Annotated in this window: 9 protein-coding genes and 2 tRNA genes; 4 read left to right on the top strand and 7 right to left on the bottom strand. The window is 45.2% G+C overall.

The window, feature by feature from the left end; genetic code table 11:
• Window positions 1-376 precede the first annotated feature (376 nt).
• Both tig and J2T16_RS20730 read right to left on the bottom strand, forming a co-directional pair.
• The gene (gene tig, locus J2T16_RS20735) at window positions 377-1,717 is read right to left on the bottom strand and encodes a trigger factor (RefSeq protein ID WP_499019156.1); all 1,341 of its coding nucleotides are present in this window, start codon (window positions 1,715-1,717) and stop codon (window positions 377-379) included.
• A gap of 135 nt (window positions 1,718-1,852) precedes the next feature.
• Window positions 1,853-2,740, bottom strand: a complete 888-nt coding sequence (locus tag J2T16_RS20730; protein WP_499019155.1) for a hypothetical protein — start codon at window positions 2,738-2,740, stop codon at window positions 1,853-1,855.
• 280 nt (window positions 2,741-3,020) lie between these two features.
• Here J2T16_RS20730 and J2T16_RS20725 point away from each other — a divergent pair.
• Both J2T16_RS20725 and J2T16_RS20720 read left to right on the top strand, forming a co-directional pair.
• Window positions 3,021-3,094 (top strand) — tRNA-Arg (locus J2T16_RS20725).
• A gap of 744 nt (window positions 3,095-3,838) precedes the next feature.
• Window positions 3,839-5,074, top strand: a complete 1,236-nt coding sequence (locus tag J2T16_RS20720) for a CynX/NimT family MFS transporter (RefSeq protein WP_499019154.1) — start codon at window positions 3,839-3,841, stop codon at window positions 5,072-5,074.
• Window positions 5,075-5,313: 239 nt separating this feature from the next.
• On the opposite strand, the gene J2T16_RS20715 is transcribed toward J2T16_RS20720, so the two are convergent.
• The 3 genes from J2T16_RS20715 to J2T16_RS20705 form a co-directional block, all read right to left on the bottom strand.
• Window positions 5,314-9,174, bottom strand: coding sequence for a S8 family serine peptidase (locus J2T16_RS20715; RefSeq protein WP_499019153.1), 3,861 nt, complete (start codon window positions 9,172-9,174; stop codon window positions 5,314-5,316).
• Between the two features lie 439 nt (window positions 9,175-9,613).
• Entirely contained in the window at window positions 9,614-10,408 is a 795-nt protein-coding gene (locus J2T16_RS20710) for a class I SAM-dependent methyltransferase (protein WP_499019152.1), read from the bottom strand.
• A 250-nt stretch (window positions 10,409-10,658) separates the two neighbouring features.
• A tRNA-Arg gene (locus tag J2T16_RS20705) sits at window positions 10,659-10,732 on the bottom strand.
• Between the two features lie 286 nt (window positions 10,733-11,018).
• Between J2T16_RS20705 and J2T16_RS20700 the strand changes: the two genes are divergently transcribed.
• Window positions 11,019-11,312, top strand: coding sequence for a magnetosome magnetite crystal formation protein family (locus tag J2T16_RS20700; RefSeq protein ID WP_221791476.1), 294 nt, complete (start codon window positions 11,019-11,021; stop codon window positions 11,310-11,312).
• Between the two features lie 219 nt (window positions 11,313-11,531).
• Here the strand turns inward: J2T16_RS20700 and J2T16_RS20695 are convergent, their stop codons facing one another.
• Window positions 11,532-11,888 (bottom strand): hypothetical protein, encoded by a 357-nt coding sequence (locus tag J2T16_RS20695; protein ID WP_090919153.1) that lies wholly within the window; start codon window positions 11,886-11,888, stop codon window positions 11,532-11,534.
• Window positions 11,889-11,963: 75 nt separating this feature from the next.
• The gene (locus tag J2T16_RS20690; RefSeq protein WP_090919156.1) at window positions 11,964-12,263 is read right to left on the bottom strand and encodes a hypothetical protein; all 300 of its coding nucleotides are present in this window, start codon (window positions 12,261-12,263) and stop codon (window positions 11,964-11,966) included.
• Window positions 12,264-12,456: 193 nt separating this feature from the next.
• Here J2T16_RS20690 and asnB point away from each other — a divergent pair, with 193 nt between their 5' ends.
• Window positions 12,457-14,301: an asparagine synthase (glutamine-hydrolyzing) gene (gene asnB, locus J2T16_RS20685; protein ID WP_090919159.1), complete on the top strand. Its 1,845-nt coding sequence runs from the start codon at window positions 12,457-12,459 to the stop codon at window positions 14,299-14,301.
• Window positions 14,302-14,417 lie beyond the last annotated feature (116 nt).

The following is a 14,417-nucleotide window of genomic DNA, read 5'->3' as shown; positions in this document are numbered from 1 at the left end:
CTCTTTTCTACATGTAATTAGACATAGGCTGACTGTAAAGCAAACCCAAAATCATTTTAACATGTTCCTGTGACAATGTCATTTTTCAGAAAACACGTTATCTTAGGGATATTTACGATTTAGCCTGATCATATTTAACCATGTTTTCTATGTATGTGCAAATTACATCCATCCTATGCCGTCTTGGTATTTTTTTATTTCCATCCAAGAACAAAGGTTTGAAATCAACGGAAATTGGACACCTTGCAATAAAATGAATGAGAATCCATATCAACACTCATTTTTCTATAAAATGGATGTCGCAATTTAAAAATAAGGCACGCAATGACTCACGTGCCTTATCGTTTATATAGCTGTCAAAATCACACAGCTTGTCTTATTTTTCGTCAGCTTCTGCAGCAGCTTCTTCGGCTGGAGCTTCAACTGGCTCAACAACTTTGCTGTTCTCAACGAGAACTTCGATTGTTTTGCGCAATTTAACTTCATCACGAAGGCTGTCCAGGGAACCGTTACCTTCGAGGATGCCACGGATCTCTTCAGCAGGACGCTTGTAAGATTCAGCCATTTTCTCGAGTTCTTGGTTCACTTCTTCATCAGAAACTTCGATATTTTCCGCTTTTCCTACTGCTTCAAGCACCAGGTTGTTGCGAACACGTTTCGAAGCATCGTCTTGCATTTGTGCTCTCAAGTCAGCTTGAGTCTGACCCGAGAAGCTCATGAACATTTCAAGGTTCATGCCTTGGCTGCGAAGACGGTTGTCGAAATCGCGCATCATGTTCTGTACTTCACTGTCAACCATTGCATCAGGGATGTCCACTTCAGCGTTTTCAGCTACTTTTTCTACAACTGCGTTTTCCTGTGCAGCTTTGAACTCATCTGCTTTACGGGAATCCAGTTGTGTTTTGAGGTCAGCTTTGTACTCTTCAAGAGTATCAAACTCGCTAACATCTTTAGCAAACTCATCATCCAGTTCAGGAAGTTGTTTGCGTTTGATTTCATGAACTTTCACTTTGAATACTGCTTGTTTGCCAGCCAGCTCTGTTGCATGGTAGCTCTCTGGGAAAGTCACTTCAACGTCTTTGAAGTCGCCAGTGGACAGACCCACTACTTGCTCTTCAAATCCTGGAATGAATGTGTTGGAACCCAGTTCCAAGGAATAACGCTCAGCTTGTCCACCTTCGAAAGGTACACCATCAACAGAACCGTCGAAGTCGATTACAGCAACATCGCCGTTCGCTGCAGCACCTTCGTCTACTACAACCAGTTCAGCATGACGCTGTTGCAAACGCTCCAGCTCTTCTGCAACTTCTGCATCCGTTACTTCACCTTTAGCTACAGCAACTTCGATACCTTTGTAGTCACCCAGGGTAACTTCTGGTTTCACAGTTACTTTCGCTTTAAATTTGAAGGATTGTCCTTTACCGAATTGCTCGATGTCCACATCAGGACGATCTACCGGGAAGATATCCGTTTGATCAATCGCTTCTGTGTAAGCTTCTGGAAGCAAGATGTCGATTGCTTCTTGATAAAGGCTTTCCACTCCGAAACGAGCTTCGAAGATTGGACGTGGCACTTTACCTTTACGGAATCCAGGCACGTTTGCTTGTTTTACTACTTTATTAAAAGCTTTGTCGAGTGCTTCTGTTACACGCTCTGCACCGATTTCAACCTCAAGAACCCCAAGGTTCTTCTCTATCTTTTCCCAAGTTGCTTTCATTGTATACTTTCCCCTCCAAAATTCACATGTTCACGTAGGCGATCACGTACAAAATAACCATTTTAGTATAAACAAGTTTACATTCTTTTTCAAGGGGAATCCCTTGATACGGTTTAAGGTAAACGTTTCCGCCTCTTAATGACCGTCCAAACCGGCGGAAACAAACTGTTTCATAGAGCGATATGCCTGCTCTAGTCGAAACCTCATTGCACCTGTCACAGCGTACATCGAGCGCGTATTTTCCTCATCGTGCGAGCCACCCAGGCTGTCTGCAACCGTCATATGTAGCGCAGCCGCCCAAATGTCCGCCATATCATCATTTTGCTCAAGCATGGACTGGTAATCCCGTGTCCCATAAACCGCCATAACATATTGTATCCACAGTTCCTGGGCAAAATAAAAGAGCGTAGGTTCATGAACCTCCGTCTGGTCTGCTACTCGTTCCAAGATCTGCACAATCTGAAGTGGAAACTCTTCCGGTTTAAGTGGAACGTTAGCGATATCAACCTCTACTTCTTCGTCACCTCTAGTGAAACGAATGATGTCTTGTACCCCCCGACGACGCAGGGTTTGCATGACTCTGAACTGTAATAGTGGATGAAGCACCTTCGTTTGCAGCCACCTAATCAGTTCTTCATCCACTTTCGGAACGTCCAAAAATGCCAGTTGTTCGAGAGCCAGCATCGTCTGTTCAGATAGTGGGCCTTCCATAACTGTCCCGAGCAACTTATCTGCGTAACCATCGTCCTGAGCAAGTTTCGACTTGGCGTGTTGCCTTGCCATCTCTTCTTCGCTGATGTCTTCTTCCTCTTCTTCTCGAATGGTCTGCATTTCTGATTCTTCATATAGAGGGAAAGCAGCCTGCAACCACTCCAGCAACGCTCTCCACTCGTCATAGTGACGTTCTTCCTGTCCTTGGCATTGCAACAAAAAGCGAAGCAAGTTCATTGCTTCACCGTAACGTTCATTTTCAAGCATAACCGTCAGCTGTATCTGGTAATAGTCCAACGTTTTTGGAAACAACACAATTTTATTGTTGTGCTCGGTTTCCGGAGTTGTGGATTCCTTGATAAGGGCACCTCCTCTGTTCCTGAATCTCCAGCCCAAATCGACCGTGAATAGATATATATCAAGGAAATATGGATCTATTTTCTGAGTTCTTCTGATATTCTAACATAACCTTAATTAGAAAGAAAAAAACGTTGCGGCCGCCAAATATCATATATGAAAACAAGCTTAAAATAAAACGTTTGATATATTTTTTTACTTATGATATAATCATTTTTGCTTGAAAAATTTCCATGTCTCAGTAGCTCAGCAGGATAGAGCAACGGCCTTCTAAGCCGTCGGTCGGGGGTTCGAATCCCTCCTGGGACGTCAAAAAAGAAGCTTCCTTCGGGAAGCTTTTTTTTGCGTTCTGGGGATGAGAACCTCGGGCAGTTCGTTGAAGCATTAGGTTCGGTTGCCTTGTTTCTAAGGTATTCACTTCGTCCCTCCTTACCTCATGGCTCTGACTCAAGGAAGCAAACCGTTCCTGAAAGCTATTAAACCATTTAACAAATACATCAGCACCTCGTCATCGTACCAAAACCTCTAACGATCACCATGAAGCTTATTCCTCCCATTTTCACCGTTTTTATTTTCTAACGATCACCAGAGAGCTTATTTCATCGATTTCGTGCTTTTTTTGTGTTTTTTCGCCCTAAATTGTCTAAATAGCGTTCCTAGGGATCGTTAGAATTCGAGAAAGCTCTTGTTCCTCCAAATAAGGTTTCTCGTGATCGTTAGAATAAAGTGTCCATATTGAGCCAATTACGATTCTACTCCGGCTCCCTTACAATCACTCAAGTCATGCTAGGGACAGGGCGTGCCAAGTACTTACATCATACTAAAAATCATCTATCACACCACTTAATCCAACTAGTAATATTAATTTAAAACTATCAGAAAGAGCAGACCGACTATTTGTTAAGATTTACTCTCCATTGCCCGATATGACACACAATGTTATGCTTACTTAATGAATTGTGCCAATTCATACATATCAACTTCCTATAGAAGCTGTACTTCGTCGGTTTAGTAACTGCCTTTAAATATTTATATAGAAACAGGAGATTAATGATGTCCTCATCTACACAACAACAGCATTCCGTCCCTTCCGGGGGAGAACAACAGTCTCAACAAACCCCTCAAAAATTCGGGTTATTACTCGCTGGAATTATTGTTATCGCCGCTACGATGCGGTCGCCCATTACAGCCACTGGTCCCGTCGTGGAATTAATCCGTTCAGACACCGGTATCGGACATACGATGGCTGGATTACTAACGTCACTGCCTTTGATCGCTTTTGCAGCTGTCTCACCTTTTGCTCCGCGTCTTGCCAAACGTTTTGGGCTGGAGACCGCACTCCTGCTTGCTGTCATTATTGTTACCAGCGGAATCACCTTGCGGCTACTCCCTTCTGTTTTGTCTCTTTATGCGGGAACAGCGCTTCTAGGATGCGGTATCGCTCTTAGCAATGTACTTCTGCCAAGTCTGATCAAACGTGATTTCCCGTTACGAGTCGGCATTGTCACTGGACTGTATTCCGTTTCGATGAATATGTTCGCCTCAATCTCTTCAGGTATTAGTGTACCCGTGGCAGAAGCCTCCTCGCTTGGTTGGCGGGCTTCATTAGGGGTATGGGCCATTCTATCCCTACTGGCTGTCTTTCTATGGCTTCCGCAGGCACAGAGAGGGCGCAAACAGATGCTCTATATCACTTCCCAGAGCGAGAAGGCACCCACACGTCTACGCACTTCTTCTCTTGCTTGGTTCGTGACGTTGTTCATGGGCATTCAGTCGTTAATCTTCTATACAACGATAACTTGGCTTCCCGAGATCCTCGGGGATCAAGGTTTTAGTGCTGCCTCAGCTGGCTGGATGTTGTCTTTGATGCAAATGGTTAGTGTACCTGCTACCTTCATCGTGCCGATTCTGGCTGGAAAAACACGAGATCAACGGCTACTCACCACCTTAACGTGTTTATGTCTCATCGTCGGATATGCGTTACTATTCAGCACTGCACCTGTTCTCGTCACCATCGGGGTTGCGCTAGCCGGGATTGGTGCCGGGGCCTCCTTTGGTCTGGTCACGATGTTTTTTGTCCTTCGCACACGTCATGCGCGAGAGGCAGCAAGTCTTTCGGGAATGGCTCAATCCATTGGATACATGCTTGCTGCAGGAGGCCCTTTACTGTTTGGTTTAATGCATGACTGGACCCATGGATGGTCTCTCCCTCTGCTCGTACAGGTTCTTCTTGCGATCGGACTGCTTATGACAGGACTCCAAGCGAGCAAAGACCGAACTGTTTCTTAGTTTTATAAAAAAAGTTCACCAGGAGATCGGATAGCTATCCTTCCCTGGAAACAACAACAAAAAACGGCCTCCCCCTGTACGCTTAACAGGGAGAGGCCGTTTCTTATCCTTTGTCCCGATTACCGGCTTTACGCCGGTCAGGGGACGAGGCACTACTTTTCCCAAACTATCTGCTTGAAGTAAAAGCTTTAGCTCACAACCAATACTTCTAGCTCATTACCCATTAATGCGTGCTGCCCTTACTTCACCTTCACCGTAATGGTATTGGTGGTTGTCACCCCGGCAGCGTTAACCAGCTCGGCACGGTACGTATACGTACCAGATGCTTTGCCTTTCACCGCGGTTATAGCAAATTGAGGCAGAGGTGTTGTCGCTTTGAGTGACTGTGTATCGATCAACTCATCATTCTCGTAAAGACGATACTCTGTTGCGTTTGTTCCCCACCATAAGTTCATCATCACTTTGTAATTGCCGTCTACATCCCAGTTATCATGGGAGAGTACTGCTTTGCCAGGTAATGCATCGGTTACTCGTACAGTCAGCGTCTGACTGCGCGTCACGCCTTTGTCATTGGCCAGTTCGGCAACATACGTGTAGGTACCATTGGTTTTACCTTTAATTTTCGTTTGAGCGAACTGAGCCCAAGGTGCATTGTAAGTCAATTTTTGCGAATCAACCAACACGCCATCCTCATACAGTTTGTAGCTCGTCGCATTCTCACCCCACCACATGTTCATGGACACCGTGTAGTCGCCCCCTAACAGACCATTCACAAAGCCGTTATTGTGGGACAAACTAGGTGTTCCAGGCGCTTTCGTAGCCGGAGTTTCAGGTTCAGTCTGTGCAGATTCCACTTTAATGGTAGTGCTAGCCGTACCAACAAGACCTTGCTCATCTTTTACCGTTGTTTCCACCGTGTACGTTCCACCTTCAACACCTTCCAATGGGAATTGGAAGCTACCGTCCGCCTGAACATTAAACGTGCCTTCTTTCAACGTTGAGCCATCTTCTTTTTTCACCACATAGGATGCTTTAAGCGCTGTCGTCGGATCAAGTGTAATGCTCCACCCTTTAGCCAGTGCAGGCGCAACGCGGAAATACAAATCATCCACCGTACCGCCAATAACAATAGCATCCTCCGCTTTGAAATCCAACGATTGCGGAGCAGTTACTGCTGGAGCTGTCTTTTTAACCAAAAACGGAGGTGTATCTTCTTTGTAGGTCTTGCCATCCGTGCCGATGGTCGTGATATCTACGGTGTACAAACCATCCGCAAGTTCGGTGGCTTCTTCCGTTGTGTAATCCGAATACTGACCATCCCAAGCCAGCGTGTATCTGGCATTTGCGTTGAAGTTATAGTAATTACCAAAGATCGAGCCAATGTATCCATCTTGATAATGACCACCGTCTGGATCAAGGCCGTTATAAATTTCAATGAGTGCAAACGTCATTGGATTATGGAATTCCATTGCAACGTTCAGTGTATCCAGCGAACCGTCTGCTTTCAACGGATAATAGAACGGATTTTTCGTAGTTCCTTTTACCGTTTCAATATATTTCACACCGCTTGAAGTCACATTAAAGTGAGCCACATACGGCATTGTAAACGTGTTGGTTCCATTTGTAATTTCAATGTAGCCCTGTGCCTCGGTTAGCGCAGTGACACCACGAGGAACCGTAACCGTTACAGCGAGTTCTTCTTCCCCATTCAAAGTGAATGAAGTTTTATCAACGGCAACAGATACCCCAGGCACGGTACGAGTCGGATTGACATTCACCGTGTACTCGCCACCGCTTCCGTTCAAGGCCTGAACCTTGATCGTTTTGGTTACTGTTTTTGCATCCGTACTTAAGAAGTTACCGTAGTTAATGCTTCCTGTGATGTTTTCTTTCTCAACAACCGATCCACTCTCGGTATACTGAGTCACATCCATGACTTTGACAAAAGCGGCTGGATCAATGGATTTCACCGCTTGAATGCGGCCTGCACCTTGATCAAACACATCATATTTAGCTGTGTCCATGATTTTGGCATTATTCATCAAAGCAACTTTGACATCAAAAGGTGTCCAGTCCGGGTGCTTTTCAAGCAACAGCGCAACCAGACCTGCTACATGTGGTGCAGCCATACTTGTTCCACTTTTGCGATCGTACGATTGAGCATAATCGGCACCTGGCTCATCTTTACCATAAGCAGGGACGGTGGATAGAATGTTGGAGCCCGGTGCAACAACATCCGGTTTGATATCCAACGTTACTTTCGCAGGCCCGCGGGAACTGGAAGAACTCATCTCATCCCCAGGTGTTTGACTGCGCTCAAAATCACTAAAGCTTACTTCAACAGGTTGCCCCGCGTCCAGTTGAGCTTTAATGACTTCACCATCTTCCTTCGACATGCTCAGTGTCGGAATCAGGTCGAAGTTATCACCAAGACTTACGCCAATCGGACCAGGAATATTGTTATACACAATAACTGCCACCGCTCCTGCCGCTTTGGCATTGGCAATTTTCTCGACAAAAGCAAGTTCTCCGCGTTGAATCAACGCGACTTTGCCTGTAAAATCTTTACCTTCAAAGTCAGCTGGTTTACCCAAAGCTGCAAATTCAACATCATATCGACCTGTCAAAACCGCTTCAGGATCAGCCGCAAGACTCCATCCCATCACATCCAGACGATATACAGATTCGGTAACAGATAAGGATGTCACTTCGTCCGCTGTTTCATTGTCAGCATTGGCTACTGGAGCTTCAGCCTGATCAGATTCAGGCTGTGCTGATGCAGCATCTTCTACTCCGTTTTCCGATGTAGTCGCTTCCGCTCCACCTTCTGGCGCAATTACTGGTGTAACGGCAGGTTCCTGCGTTTCAGGTGCATTCCCCAATTCCGGAGTTTCCTCACCTTCTTCACCGATCCAGAAATGTGTATTCGCCGTAATGACCTGACTAGGCCCTGTGGAGTTACCTACGGTAATTGCCATAGCGGAAGCCCCTGGTGAACCCAAGGTATAACGATTAGGCCCGCTGTTACCACTGGATACAACCGCAGTTACACCAGACAGCATCGCGTTGTTCAATGCAACCGAAGTGACATAGCTCGGATCATTACCTTCAGCACCAAGCGACAGGTTGATGACATCCATTCCGTCCGCTACTGAGCGGTCAATTCCGCCGAGTACCCATGACGTCTGTCCACTGCCATAAGGTCCTAAAACACGGTAAGCGTAAATATCCGCTTCAGGAGCAATCCCGACGACCCCATAGTCTCCCGCTTCACGAGCAGCGACCGTACCTGAAACGTGTGTACCATGAGAAGTATAATAAGAGCTTCCTCTTTCATTAAGCTCAGGCTGGCCTGATGCTTTCCATTCCTGATAGGTCGCTTCATATGGGTCATCATCGTTATCTACAAAATCCCATCCACCTTTATAAGCATCGCGCAGATTCGGGTGATTGTAGTCAATACCGGTATCAATAACGCCAACTTTCACACCTTTTCCTTTGTACCCCAGATCCCATACTTCAGGAGCTCCGATAAAAGGGGCTGTATCTTTCATGTGCGGATTCACTTCGCCTGTGTCAGGCGCAAGCGTCACTTCATAGTCAGGATATACACTGACTACACCTGGTATTTGAAGCAATTGTCCCAATTGGTTCCCTTTTATTTCAAGGGCTACACCATTAAGAGCATATGCATAATTGTCCAGCACTTCGTGTTTGATTTTTTTCTGAGTGAGGCTATGTACAAATGACTGTTGTTGGTTTTCAACTTGAGTCACAGCCTTTGTTTCCATAGAGGAGGTAAATGATCTTCCTGAGAGGGTTGATTCGCCTTGAGCTACAGCAACAGGTTTGTTAGAAAGCTCAACAATGACTCGTGTGTTCTCTCCGCCGAGACCATTCAGGCTTTTATCCAAAACTGGATCGGCAGCAATTCGAGCTTCCCTATTGGCAAGCACTTCTCTCATTTGCTTTGCTTTGGTGCTGTTTAATGTGTTATCCAGTTGAATTGCGGAGTCCGCAGAAGCAGCTCCAGCTGCAGGCAGGATAAGGGAAAAAACCATAAGGACACTCATTAACATAGATATCAATCGTTTATTCAAGGCTATGCCCTCCTTCTTCGTGTAGATGCCTCACCAATGGGATCTTGCTGCCAGAAGCACTGCAATACTTTCGACCAAGTTCACCGCCAATCTGCAAGATGTTTGACCCCTGGTAAATTATTCTACCAAAATATCACAAATTCCTTCTAATTACTTACATTTTGATATAGAAATTACTTATATGGGTCTTTAGTAGGGTGAATATTCGCATTTGTATATTTTTGTCGTTTGGATATTTAAATTTTAAATTTCTAATATGAAAACAGGAAAAAACCACGCTTTTCTGAACGAAAGAAAGGCATGGTTTTCTATGATTTCCATTGCGGATTTTCAGTTTTGATTGGTTTTATACGATTTTCACCGATGTAAGATCGGGAGAGAAACGTTGCCAGTTAAGCGATTTAAATTCATATAACATTATCTTTAAGTGGTTCAATGTTTAAACTTCGGGTTTGAATGCCTCAATACGAATACGTTTGTAATCGGCATAGATCGCGTCGTTTTTCCACAGCTTAGGAATCACGATCTCGCTAATCTCCTGACACCATTCCTTCACCTGCTCAGAGCTGAAACCCTCAAAATAGTCATCTCCAAAATGAGCCAACCAGCCTATGATTCCATCTTCCCCATCTGCTAGTTTGGTAGGACGGTCATAGTGATAGGCCTGACGAACCACAAAGCCTCTGTCTTCCAAAAGAGTGCTGTATTGTGCAATCGTCGGAAAATACCATGGATTACGTTCGGAAGCCTTGATCCCTGTATGCCGTTCCAGCACTTCCTCCAGTGCGTTAACGATGATCTGCACATTCCCTTTACCGCCAAATTCGGCCACAAATCGTCCTCCAGGCTTCAGTGCATGCCACACACCGTCTACAACATTTCGAGGCTTTCGCATCCAGTGCAACGCAGCGTTAGAAAAGACCGCATCGTACTGTCGCTCTGTTTCGAACTGCTGACCATCCGCTTCCCAGAACTCCAATTCCGGAAACTTTTTTTTCGCTTGAGCAATCATATCTGAGGAAGCGTCTATACCAGTCACTGCTACCCCGTATTGGGAAATCTCTTGCGTTAAATCACCGGTTCCACAGCCAAGGTCAAGGATAGATTCTCCTTCTGTCGGACGAAGCCAGGGTATGAGACTTTTTCCATACTCCGATACAAAAGCCAGTTGATTGTCATACTCTTGCGCCTGCCACTGATTAATTGATTTCATCTGCTCCACCGTCGCTTTCACTGTTGATATCCTCATTGTGGCACAGATTTTCTTATTGATAAAATATATATATTCTATTTCACTTATAGGAAAAACCAATTAAACAACAATGTTGTAAGCAGAACCAATGCTTAGCTCGATGAAGGAAAAAGATGAAAGAGAAATATGCACATCACATGCATCCTATCGATGCGGATGTTCCGGCGAATCGCCCGAAGTTCTTTTCCCCATAACGCAAAAAAAGCTTCCCGAAGGAAGCTTTTTCTGCTGACGTCCCAGGAGGGATTCGAACCCCCGACCGACGGCTTAGAAGGCCGTTGCTCTATCCTGCTGAGCTACTGAGACAAATATGTACAATAAAATTCGGCACGATCTCTATTATACTCCGATTTCTATTTTTAGCAATAGTTTTATTAAAAATTAATAATGCATCCCAATAACAACCAGTATCGTATGAGTATGTATACTTAGACAAAAAGCCGAATAAGCTAATCTTTTTGAGGTAATATTGAAGTAATAACGAGAACTATCAATCGTAACCGTACCGAGTGTATACTTATTCAGCACCCTTCCATCTGGGTAATCTGTTGCATACATACATTATGACATTCTATTGAAGGAGAGAATATTTATGAGACAACTTTTATCATCACTATCCTATTTCAGCATTTTTTTTGCCCCGTTTCTGTTTCCCATTATCGTATGGATTGTGGCGAGAGATGAATACATTGAAGGACATGCGAAGCGAGCACTTTTCTCCCATGTCTTCCCTTTCCTTGCGGCGATCCCGCTACTGTATTTCTTCATAACAGCCCACAGTTTAGCATCAGCGATCGGGTTTGTCGTTCTGTTCTTTGTCATATACGGCTTGAGTTTTGTATACAATGTGGTAAAAGGAATTCAAGTTCTACGTGAATATTACTGATAATACTGAATGTTACTAATACTAGCACATCGATATCAAAATATGCCCTACCACAAACAACCCGCTATGATGTTACGGCGGGTTGTTTGTCTATTAACACTACTCTTTATTCTGCATACGTTACGCTACGTTGTTTTCTGTTACTCGAAACTTCCTCTACTTCACATCCCATTTCTTCACTACCCTAACACTTATCACTTGTACAATTGTGCTATCTGATTACCCCTGACCAATCAGGTACCGTTGCAGCGTAGGGCCAAGCAATCCAAAAGCAAACAAATTACTTTGAAATTGAGCTTTATCCTCTTCTGCCGTAATGCCCTCGCTATTTTCAAATGCCGTTTCCGTCGCATCTTCAAAGGCGGTATGCATGTTGTTGTTATACCAGTCAATGGCTCCATCCGAGTGATTCCGCACAATACGTACCACTTGCAGTTCATTGGCGGGCTGAGTACTAGCTACATATACAAGTAATGATGGATCTCCCGCATTGCCAGGCTGTACTTCAACCTCTGCACAAGATAACCCGTCCACTTCCGTTAATCTGCGTATTTTAGCGTCCTGAATGGCATACATCGTCATCTTCTCCTTTTGTTCTGATCATTTGCAATTGTATTAATCGCTTCGTTTTCATCATGTTGCTCACTCTGTTCATGTCGTTTGTTCAATCTGGTGCTTGGTCTCTGGCGTTCCCAACCGGTAAATTTCCCGGTATACCTGTTGCAAAACAGTCTCATAAGCACGATTCACATCATGTTCTGGCGTGTCCGGCCAAGGAAATACCATTCCTGGAAAAGCTTCTTCTTCCTTTTCCTGCATAAGATATAGCAATCCCAGTAAATGTTCGGCTTCCTGCGGCGTTGCCTGAATCACCCATTCATATGACGTTACAGACGAATCCGGTATGACAGAGCGGCCCATGACGGACACATAATAGTTGGTCCTGTCCATTGCATGCACTCCCCTTCACAGGCGCTTAAAGCTGTTATCCCTACATGTAGTTTCCGAAGAGGACAGACATTTTATGCCTGCATTCGGCATATATTTGTTACGACCTCTGACGAAAAAGACAACATTTGCTAACTGCTTTCGATTTTTGGAAGCATACGGATGAATGACTCGATCAAGAAAGGATGAACAAACCATGTGCGGTATAACCGGCTTCGTACAGTGGAATCGGGATTTGACACAGGAATCGGAGTTGCTCGTTCGGATGACGAATAGCTTATCGAACCGTGGCCCCGACGCTTCGGGTACATGGATTTCCAACCCCTGTGCTTTTGGACATCGCCGCCTCAGCGTAATGGACCCGGAGAACGGGGCACAGCCCATGCATGCGTTACAAGGAGACACCTCCTATACCGTTGTGTATAACGGAGAACTATACAATGCACCCGAATTAAAAAAAGAGTTGCTTCAGCGTGGGCACCATTTCCGTACGCAATGTGACACAGAAGTTCTGCTCGCTTCGTATATCGAATGGGGGCCGGTATGTGTTGAAAAGTTTAACGGTATCTTTGCTTTTGCAATATGGGACGGCGCAAGAGAACAGGTCTTCTTAGCCCGTGACCGGCTGGGCGTCAAACCTCTGTTTTACAGTAATGCAAAAGATACACTTGTATTTGGTTCAGAACCCAAAGCGTTGCTCCTTCATCCAGATGTGGAAGCTGCAGTAGGACCCGAAGGACTCGCCGAAGTATTTATTGTAGGACCTGCACGAACACCAGGACATGGTGTATACTCTTCACTTCATGAACTGAAGCCCGCTCACGCCATGATATACAGCCGGAATGGGATCAAGACCTATGCCTATTGGAAGTTAGAATCGGTGCAACACGAACATAATCTGGAAGAGACTGCAGTTGAAGTACGCCGTCTGTTGCAGGATACGCTAGAACGCCAGTTAGCTTCCGATGTTCCTGTATGTTCTCTTTTATCCGGCGGCCTTGACTCAAGTGCTTTATCAGCTTTGGCTGTCGATTATTATAACCGAACAGGGCAAGGTCAAGTGAGTACGTATTCGGTTGATTATGTGGATAATGCGAAACACTTTCAAGCCCATTCCTTTCAGCCCGGGGCAGATGGCCCATGGATTCAGCGGATGGTGGATGAGCTCAAAACCGATCATCACTGGATCGAGATTGAAAATGGTGAACTCGTTCATGCACTGACTCAAGCTATGCTGGTAAGAGATTTGCCGGGTATGGCAGATGTCGATTCATCCTTGTATCTATTCTGTAAAGAAATCAAAAAAGGAGCAACTGTCGCCATCTCCGGCGAAGCTGCTGACGAGGTATTCGGCGGGTACCCGTGGTTCCACCGAGATGAAATGCTGAATTCAGGTACATTCCCTTGGTCCGTTGCACCCGACATGCGAGCAGGGCTGTTATCCCCAGACATTCGGGAGTGGATCAGACCGCTCGACTACCTTGCAGACCGATACTCGGATGCCGTAGCAGAGGTTCCGTTACTGGAAGGGGAAACGGGGAAAACAGCTCAGATGCGTGTTATGTCTTACTTGAATATTACCCGCTTCATGCCTACCCTGCTGGATCGAAAAGACCGGATGAGTATGGGTGCTGGTCTGGAAGTCCGCGTCCCTTATTGCGATCATCGGCTGATCCAATATGTGTTTAACATTCCCTGGGAAATGAAAATTACCGGTGGAAGAGAGAAAGGCATTTTGCGAAAAGCGCTTGAAGGTGTCCTGCCTGACGATGTGCTGTATCGTAAGAAGAGCCCCTATCCCAAAACACATAATCCTCAGTATCTTGCAGCAGTCAAGCAACAGGTCCTTGAAATACTGGATGATCCAACATCACCATTACTGCCTCTTATCGACAAAGTACAGATTCGTAATCTCGCCTCTTCACCAGATGCTTCATCCAATCTGCCGTGGTTTGGTCAATTAATGTCAGGGCCCCAGTTGTTCGCTTATCTGACTCAAATCAATAGCTGGCTGAAAACATATAACGTTGCGATCCGATAATTCAATTCGCCTTCTTTCACGTACAACTTTAAGCACTGCACTTCCCTGTAAGCTATCCTGATAATTAGAGCGTTCATCCACAAAACCACAATAAAAAATGCCCCGTACCATTAACA

Origin of the sequence: Paenibacillus intestini (assembly GCF_030803945.1) — a bacterium.
Lineage (GTDB): Bacteria > Bacillota > Bacilli > Paenibacillales > Paenibacillaceae > Paenibacillus > Paenibacillus polysaccharolyticus.
This window is presented reverse-complemented; position numbering and strand designations above follow the sequence as displayed.

Bases quoted from the DNA above. Each gene is read 5' to 3' on its own strand.
- J2T16_RS20690 (WP_090919156.1), bottom strand. From the start codon at position 12,263: ATGGACAGGACCAACTATTATGTGTCCGTCATGGGCCGCTCTGTCATA.
- J2T16_RS20695 (WP_090919153.1), bottom strand. From the start codon at position 11,888: ATGTATGCCATTCAGGACGCTAAAATACGCAGATTAACGGAAGTGGAC.
- asnB (WP_090919159.1), top strand. From the start codon at position 12,457: ATGTGCGGTATAACCGGCTTCGTACAGTGGAATCGGGATTTGACACAG.
- J2T16_RS20720 (WP_499019154.1), top strand. From the start codon at position 3,839: ATGTCCTCATCTACACAACAACAGCATTCCGTCCCTTCCGGGGGAGAA.
- tig (WP_499019156.1), bottom strand. From the start codon at position 1,717: ATGAAAGCAACTTGGGAAAAGATAGAGAAGAACCTTGGGGTTCTTGAG.
- J2T16_RS20700 (WP_221791476.1), top strand. From the start codon at position 11,019: ATGAGACAACTTTTATCATCACTATCCTATTTCAGCATTTTTTTTGCC.